Genomic DNA, 7,294 nt, shown 5'->3' on the forward strand with positions numbered 1-7,294 from the left:
ACGCGCACCCGAACGAGAACCAGACACGAACCAGCCTCCATGCCGCTACTGCCCGAAGTTGGGCTCAGCCGACGCTGAGAGGGCGAGGCTACTCGTCCAGGACGCGCTCGTGTCCGTGATGTCCGTGTGGGGTCCGCCTACCGGGAGAAGTTGGTGGATCCCCACGACACATTCGGGCCGAGATTCGCGCGGGTCCCGTACCGGAAATCGGGGCCGAACTCGTTTCTCCTGAAGGTGCACGCCGCACCCTCGGTACCGCCCCCGCCGCCGTTCACGGTGTAGTTGCCGCCGTTCATGTAGTTGTCCTCGACGAGGCAGTCCCGCAGCGGGTTGTCATCCTCCCCGAACATGAAAGCGGCGTTGCCCTTCTTACCCGTGTCGGGGTTGTAGGCCAGCAGGTTGTTCCCTCGGATGACGATGTTGCTCCCCCCGACCGCCTGGATCACGTCCGTGTGGTTACCGTCGACCTGCACCAGGTGGTGCACATAGGAGTCCTCGATAGTCACGTCGCCCCCCGCGATCCGGGGCCCCTCGCCGACGTCGTGGATGTTCACCCTGAGCAGCGTGTAGCTGTTGAAGGCGATGGCCGGGATCCCGCCGCCCTGGCCGTCGATCTCGGTGTCGACGACGAGCAGGTTCTCGCCCTCGTTCTTGATGGCGATCGACCCGGTGTTGTTGATCCGCGAGTTCTTGATGGTCACGTTGTCCGCAGCGACCACGACGGTGCCCGTGATCTCGAGCGAGTCGATCACCGCACCCGGCTGCGTGATCGTCAGGGAGCCGGACGGCTGGAGCACGACCCCGGCAGGAACGCCCGTCGTGGTCTCGTCGGGATACCGCACGGGCGGCGGCTCCAAGGCGGGTCCGTCGGTCGCCGTGATGTCCCCCTGATCTTCCTCGGTGCCCGCCCCACGCGGGCCGAGCGAACCGCGCAGGTCCGCAGCGAGCAGCCCGAGACCGGCGACCACCACGATCACGACCGCGATCACCTGCCACGGGATGCGACGTCGGGCCGGGCGCCCTGCGACGACGTCGGGCGAGGGCGAGGCGAGGTCGGGGGCTCGAGGCAAGGGCGGGCTCCAACGGCCGAACGGTTGACGATGGCCTGCCAGTCTGTCAGAGACACCGCAAACCGGGGCCTTATGGACGCCCCGGACGGGTACGGTCTGCGCATGGCGAATGTCGTGGCGAGTGTCATCATCCCGGCGCGCGACGCGGCCGCCACCATCGGCGAGCAGCTCGCCGGACTGGCGCTGCAGGACGCGACCGTCGCGTGGGAGGTGGTCGTCGTCGACAACGGGTCCGGCGACGAGACCGTCGCCATCGCGCGTTCCTTCGCCGACCGGCTGCCCCTGCTCACCGTCACCTCCTGCGCCCGGCCGGGGGCGAACGCCGCCCGGAACGTCGGCGCTTCCGTCGCCGCCGGCCAGTTCCTGCTCTACTGCGACGCCGACGACGTCGTGGCGCCCGGGTGGGTCGCGGCGATGGTCGACGCCCTCGCGACCTACGACGTCGTCGGCGGCCTGATCGACAACGACTCCCTCGGTACCGGCGCCATGCAGCGCCACCCGCCGGGCGTCCCGGTCGCGGCAGGCTTCCTCCCGCGCGCCATCACCGCCAACCTCGGGGTGCGGCGGGCCGCCTGGGAGCACGTCGGCGGCTTCGCGGAGGACTACGAGTACGGCTGCACGGACACGGAGTTCTGCTGGCGCCTGCAGCTCGCGGGGTACGCGATCGGGTATGCCGACGGCGCGGTCGTCGCGTACCGGCATCGAGGGACGTTGCGGTCCGCCGCGAAGAAGGCCTACCTCACCGGGCGGGCGCGCGGTCGCCTGTTCCGGGACTTCCACCCCTTCGGAATGCCGCGACCGCGGCTCGCCGGCGTCGCCGTGCGCTGGGCGCGGATCGTGGTCGTCACGCCGCTCGTCCCCTTCTCCCGGCGCGCCCGCTGGTGGTGGGCCGTCGAGGCGGCCGGCGCGGCCGGCCGCGTGGCCGGGAGCCGGAAGTTCGGCGTGCGATACCTCTAGTCAGCCGGCCGGGGTGCCGTGGCTGCACCCCGGGACCGGATGCCGTCCTGGATGCGGAGCCGGGCACGAAGCAGCCGCACGTAGGACGTCGCAGCGGCGAACTGGGCCTTGGCCCGCGCACCTTCCGGCCGCGGCTGCTGCCAGACCCGCCACCAGATCGAGACGGCCGTGCGGACCTCGTGCACCACGTCGCGCACCACGCGCGGCGCCGTCCGGTCGTGCTCGGCCCGCTGGTCGGCGAGCCCCTGGGCCACCCGGATCGTCTTGCGCCCGAGCTCGCCCCAGGTCTCGCGCGCGGGGTGGTCGACGACGGCGCCTTCGCAGTACCGCAGGCTGCCCCCTCCGGCGACCAGCCGGCGACCCCAGTTCAGGTCCCCGCCGGATCGGAGACCCGCGTCGAACAGCCCGACCCGGTTGAACGCCTCACGCCAGACCATGAGGTTGGCGGTCGCCGAGAAGTTCAGCTCCTCGACGTAGCGGCGCTGAGGGAACCCCTGGACGTCTTCGAAATGCTGGGGCCCGTTGCTCGGCCGACCACGCGGAAAGGTCACGTTGATCGCGCCACCGATCGCATCCGGGCGCGGTTCGGCGCTCAGCTGCTCGACCCCGGCCGAGATCCAGTCGCGGACCGGGACGCAGTCGCCGTCGGTGAACGCCAGCACGGCGCCGGTCGCACGGGCGAGCCCCGCATTCCTCGCCGCGTACGAGCCGGGCCGGTCCTCGCGGATCATCGTGAACCGCTGATCGGCGGGCAGGGCGAGCGAGAGGTCCTCGATCGACCCGTTGTCGACGACGATGACCTCGAGCAACTCTCGGGGATACGTCTGCCGGGCCAGGGCGGCAAGGCACAGTGCGAGGCCCGCTGCGCCGTCGCGCACCGGAATGATCACCGTGACCGTCGGGAGCATGTCCATCACCATCCGCCACGCCACTCGGTCCGGCGCCGCCAGGTGTCCCGCCAGGCGGCGGCTCCGATCGACGGCCGCCCACCGCTCGGACGGGCGCCGGCGGCGAGGGCGCGCAGGCCGGTCCCGAGCACGAGCAGCTCGCCTGCGAGGCGACCCCACGGGGCCGACAGGTTCTTGCGATAGGTCGTCACCCGACCCCGGAGCACCAGCGGGAGGCGGTTCGAACCTGCCGACGACGCCCCCACCGGGTGCCGGAACACGGCGTCGGGGCACACCCGCGGCGACCAGCCCGCGGCGGCCACGCGGAGACAGAAGTCGGCGTCCTCGCCGTACAGGAAGAAGTCCCGGTCGAAGCCGTCCACGGCGTCCCACGCGACCCGGTCGACGAGCATCAACCCGCCGCTCACCACGGGCACGGCACGGGCCCGGCCGTCCCAGCGGTCTGGCGACTCGGGATCCACCAGCCGCGACCCGGGGAAGAGGCTGGACAACCCGGTGGCGAAGCAGACGGCCGACCACAGCGTGGGCCGTCCCCACCACGACCGTGGATCGAGTGAACCGTCCGGGGCCAGGGCCCGCCCGCCGACCACCCCGGCGTCGGGGTGGGTGTCTGCGCACCTCACGAGGGCGACGATGGCCTCCGCCTCAACGACGGCATCCGGGTTGAGGAAGAGCACCCGGCGTGCGTCCGAGGCCGCGACGCCGGCGTGGCAGCCCGCGGCGAACCCGTCGTTGACGTCTCGGAGCACCAGCTCGATCCGGGGAGAGATCCCGCCGATCGCCGCGGCGACGTCGTCCCGGGAGTCGTTGTCGACCACGATGATGCGAGCGCCCGGGATCGAGGCGAGAGCGCCGTCGGCCGCGCGGAGCGACTCACCGACGTACGCGGCGCTGCGGTAGGTGACCACGACGACGTCGAGCTCGGCGCGGTCGGCACCGGCCGTGCCAGTTGGTTCGGCCGTGGCCGGTCGTGCGGACGCGGCAGGTGGGGCCGACCTGACGGCGCGCTGCGCCTCGTCCCGACCCCAGACGACGGTGCCCCGGTGCAGGTCCCAGGCGGTCAGGGCCTTGGCCACCGCCGTCGTGCCGGCGAAAACCACCAGCTTCGGTGCGAGCGATGGCCGCCGGACGACCGTCAGGGCGAGCGCCCCGACCCGATTCGCCCGCGAGCGGTCGTGTGCAGGGCCGGGTGCGAGCACGTTGCCCGCATAGACCCTGCGACGCACGCGGAGCACGTCACTGAGGCGCCCGGGCGGCGCGATCAGGATCGGATGCGGCACGACGACGGCCTCGTTGCGCGGCACCCGGGTGGTGACGAACCGGTCGTCGGCGCCGATATCGGGAAACTCACCGAAGGTCTCCCTCGCGGCACGGCTGACCGTGTACGCACCTCGGCCGGCTAGCTGCTCCTGCACCCAGGGCAGCGCGCTCCACCCGCCGTAGTACGCCCGGGCCGCCGGCGTCGACGCCGAGGTGTCGAGCACTCGGGTCGGCACCGCCAGCGCCGCACCGGACCGGACGGCGGACACCATCGCGCGCGCGGTCGCCGTGGAGCACTCCACGTCCGCATCCAGATAGACCCGCGGGAAGCCCGGGGCAACGGCCTCGGCGGCGCGGATCGCCGCGGCCTTCGACGCGATCGGGGTGGACAGCACCGTCACGCGGTGGCCGAGGCGCGAGGCCGCAAGCCGCGCCCGCTCGGCGGTGTCGTCGGTGCAGCCGTTGCAGGCGACGACGACATCGAACTCCGACGGTTCGGCATCGGCGAGCAGCACCTCGAGTGCCCGCGCGATCAGGTTCTCCTCGTTGTGCGCCGGGATGATCACGACAGCGGGGCCCTCGAAGGATCGGCCGGCGGGCCTCCCGCCGGTGGCGGCGTTCACTCCTCACCGGCCCGGGCCCGGCCGCGCGCCCAGAGCCAGTAGCGCGAGGCGAGCAGGCCGCGCGTCCGCCGCAGGCCCGACCGGCCCGCGCGCGCGAGCAGGCGCGGCCGGCCGTGCGGACCGATCGTCGCGTGTCTGGTCCGGTAGATCGCCCGTTCGAGGTGCTGTCGCCAACGGGAGTCCGCGAGAAGCCCGTCGCGCGACAGGCCGGTCAGGCGCCGCCACCGCCACTCGTACGACAGCCGACCGCGCGGCACGTCGCCCACGAAGTCGTCGGGGACGCCGCGGAGCCAGTACGCCTCGGCGAACGGCGGGGGCGTGAGCGGATAGGAGTAGAAGAACTCGAAGTCCACGATCTTCAGTCCACGTCGAGGATCCAGCAGGAAGTTCTGAGGCTTGGCGTCGATGAGGTCGAAGCCGAGCTCGTGGATCGTCCGGAGCACCGCCACCATCTCGCGCACGACGTCGAGCGGGAGCAGACCGGCGGGGCGCAGCTCATCGAGGCTGCCCAAGGCGTTGTCGTAGCGCGCGGTCATGACCCAGTTCGGCCCGACGTCGATGAGCTCGGGGACCGCGTCCACCAGCGGCCCGAGCTCACGCAACGCCCGGACCTCGCGTTCCATGAATCTCCGAGCCTGCGGCGCGAACGTCTTACGGACGGCCGGGCCCTGGGCGCTGTCGACGACCTCGACCTTCGCCCGGCGCGCGAGGCTGAGTACCTCTAGCACCGGCAGCTCGGTTCGGTATGCGTCGCGGCGAGCGGCTACCTCGGCCCGCAGGTCGACGGCAGCCTCCGGGACCGCCGCCCCGACGTACTCCCACGCCTCCGGCTCGTTGTCAGACGAGTGCAGCGGGTTGAACCGCTGCTCCGGGTCGACGAGCGCGCCGATGAGGTCTCGGATCCGCTGCTTCGCAAGCAGGACATCCCCGTTCGTGAGGCGCGGGTACTGCGCGTGCAGTGCCGGGTCAGGGGCCTCGGGGCCATAGTGCACAGCGACAAGTGCCGTGGCCGGCCCGCCGCCACTCACCGGGAACGGCCCGCTGCCCCAGTTCCCGCCACGGGTGACGTCCGCGCACCGCTGGCGCGCCTCGTCGTCCAGCTGCCGCTCGAGGATGACCTCGAAGCCCGTCTCTGCGAGAGCAGCGGTGATGTCCTCGATCCCGACGACTGTGAGCGCGCGCTCGCGCACCAGGAACACCGAGAGCTCCGGCGGTTCGACCGGGGGCTGCACCTGCGCCTCGAGCCGACGCGCGATCCACGGGTTGAACTCGCCGAGCCGACGCAACGCATCCGGCGGAGGTCGCCAGCCCTCACGCCCGAGGTGCTCGTCGATGCCCTCGAGCTGCCCGGGCAGTGTCGTCCCGACCGCGGCAGCCAAGCGCCGCAGGGTCTCGGCGTAGTCATGATCGGGATCCCGGAACCCAGCCGGGGCGTCGTCCGAGGGCAATCCCGAGCGTTCCCCCTTGTGGTAGACCGCGTGGTACGCGAGCGAGAGCAGGTGATCTCTCGGGGACGGCACCAGAGCGCCGCTCGCATGCGCGATCGCACCGGAGAGGATCTGCCGCGCAAGGTCAGGGACGTAGTAGGCCGCGCCCTGGAAGTCGGAGCCCGGCAGACCGGTCTCGCTGTAGAGGTCCACCGCGATGGTGCCCGGCTCCTCGGCGAGGAGCGCCCGCACGGCCGCGAGATCGTCGTCGGCCACCAGCAGGTCCAGGTCCTCTCCAGGCTCGAGGTGCGGCAGGGAGTCGAACCAACGCAGGGCGGCGTAGCGCACCCCCTCGTCGTTCAACCGGTCGATCAGCCCCGCGACGCCGACGACCTCGGAGAGGTACTGCCGTGGTCGGTCTGGGCGGACCGTCTTGACTGCGTGCACCTCGAACGTCGAGCCACCGACACCCAGCGCACCCAGCGGTGTCAGCTTGCGCGTCGCCCGTCCCATGGCCCGCGCGAGCACGAGGTCGATCGGCGGACGACCGGGACCCATCTCGACAGCGACGTATTCCACGTGCCGCAGATCGCGCAGGGACCAGAGCAGGCGACGAAAGCCCCCTCGCAGCACGAGCAGGTCGGCGCTGCTCTTGAATGCCTGGTTCGACGAGGTGAGGGCGTGGAACCGATCGGCGATCCCGTCGGCCCGTGCGCGGGCGGAGGGCAGACCGGCGTCGGGGACAAGGCCCAGATAGTGCACGTACCCTCGCGCGGCGAGCGCCTCGGCGAGCTCCGGTCCGGGCGCGCCGATGTCGAGAATCCGGCTCTCGGGTCGAAGGATGCGGTTCACGTCCACGCGCGAACTGTACGGCGAACACCGCCATATTTAGTGTCTTTCGGGTGGATTTCGCCCAGAAGGACGCTAGTTCCAGGTGAGTGCGAGCGGGTGTCCCGATAGCCTCGCAGAGTCCCCTTGGTGAGTCCCCACAGTCGGTGCCATCGTCGAACGGAGGCTGGTTCGTGTCTGGTTCTCGTTCGGGTGCGCGG

The 7,294-nt window shown here is 71.7% G+C and carries 5 protein-coding genes; 1 reads left to right on the top strand and 4 read right to left on the bottom strand.

All coding sequences use genetic code 11. The features are described 5' to 3' along the window. Positions 1-137: 137 nt before the first annotated feature. Positions 138-1,070 (bottom strand): right-handed parallel beta-helix repeat-containing protein, encoded by a 933-nt coding sequence (locus tag EUA98_RS19035; RefSeq protein WP_130104259.1) that lies wholly within the window; start codon positions 1,068-1,070, stop codon positions 138-140. 102 nt (positions 1,071-1,172) lie between these two features. On the opposite strand from EUA98_RS19035, the gene EUA98_RS19040 reads away from it, so the two are divergent. Further along, positions 1,173-2,027 (top strand): glycosyltransferase family 2 protein, encoded by an 855-nt coding sequence (locus EUA98_RS19040; protein ID WP_165372918.1) that lies wholly within the window; start codon positions 1,173-1,175, stop codon positions 2,025-2,027. Here the strand turns inward: EUA98_RS19040 and EUA98_RS20390 are convergent. From EUA98_RS20390 to EUA98_RS19055, 3 genes are read right to left on the bottom strand one after another with little or no spacing between them, the layout of a single operon-like run. Next, positions 2,024-2,935 (bottom strand): glycosyltransferase, encoded by a 912-nt coding sequence (locus EUA98_RS20390; protein WP_165372919.1) that lies wholly within the window; start codon positions 2,933-2,935, stop codon positions 2,024-2,026. The genes EUA98_RS19040 and EUA98_RS20390 overlap by 4 nt on opposite strands. A 5-nt stretch (positions 2,936-2,940) precedes the next feature. Next, a complete protein-coding gene (locus EUA98_RS19050; protein ID WP_130104262.1) occupies positions 2,941-4,818 on the bottom strand; it encodes a glycosyltransferase family 2 protein in 1,878 nt (625 codons plus the stop codon). Further along, positions 4,815-7,103 carry a protein kinase family protein gene (locus EUA98_RS19055; protein ID WP_130104263.1) on the bottom strand — a complete coding sequence of 763 codons (2,289 nt, stop codon included), beginning with the start codon at positions 7,101-7,103 and terminating at the stop codon, positions 4,815-4,817. The genes EUA98_RS19050 and EUA98_RS19055 overlap by 4 nt, the downstream gene beginning before the upstream one ends. Positions 7,104-7,294 lie beyond the last annotated feature (191 nt).

This window comes from Pengzhenrongella frigida (genome assembly GCF_004168625.1).
Classification (GTDB): Bacteria; Actinomycetota; Actinomycetes; order Actinomycetales; family Cellulomonadaceae; genus Pengzhenrongella; species Pengzhenrongella frigida.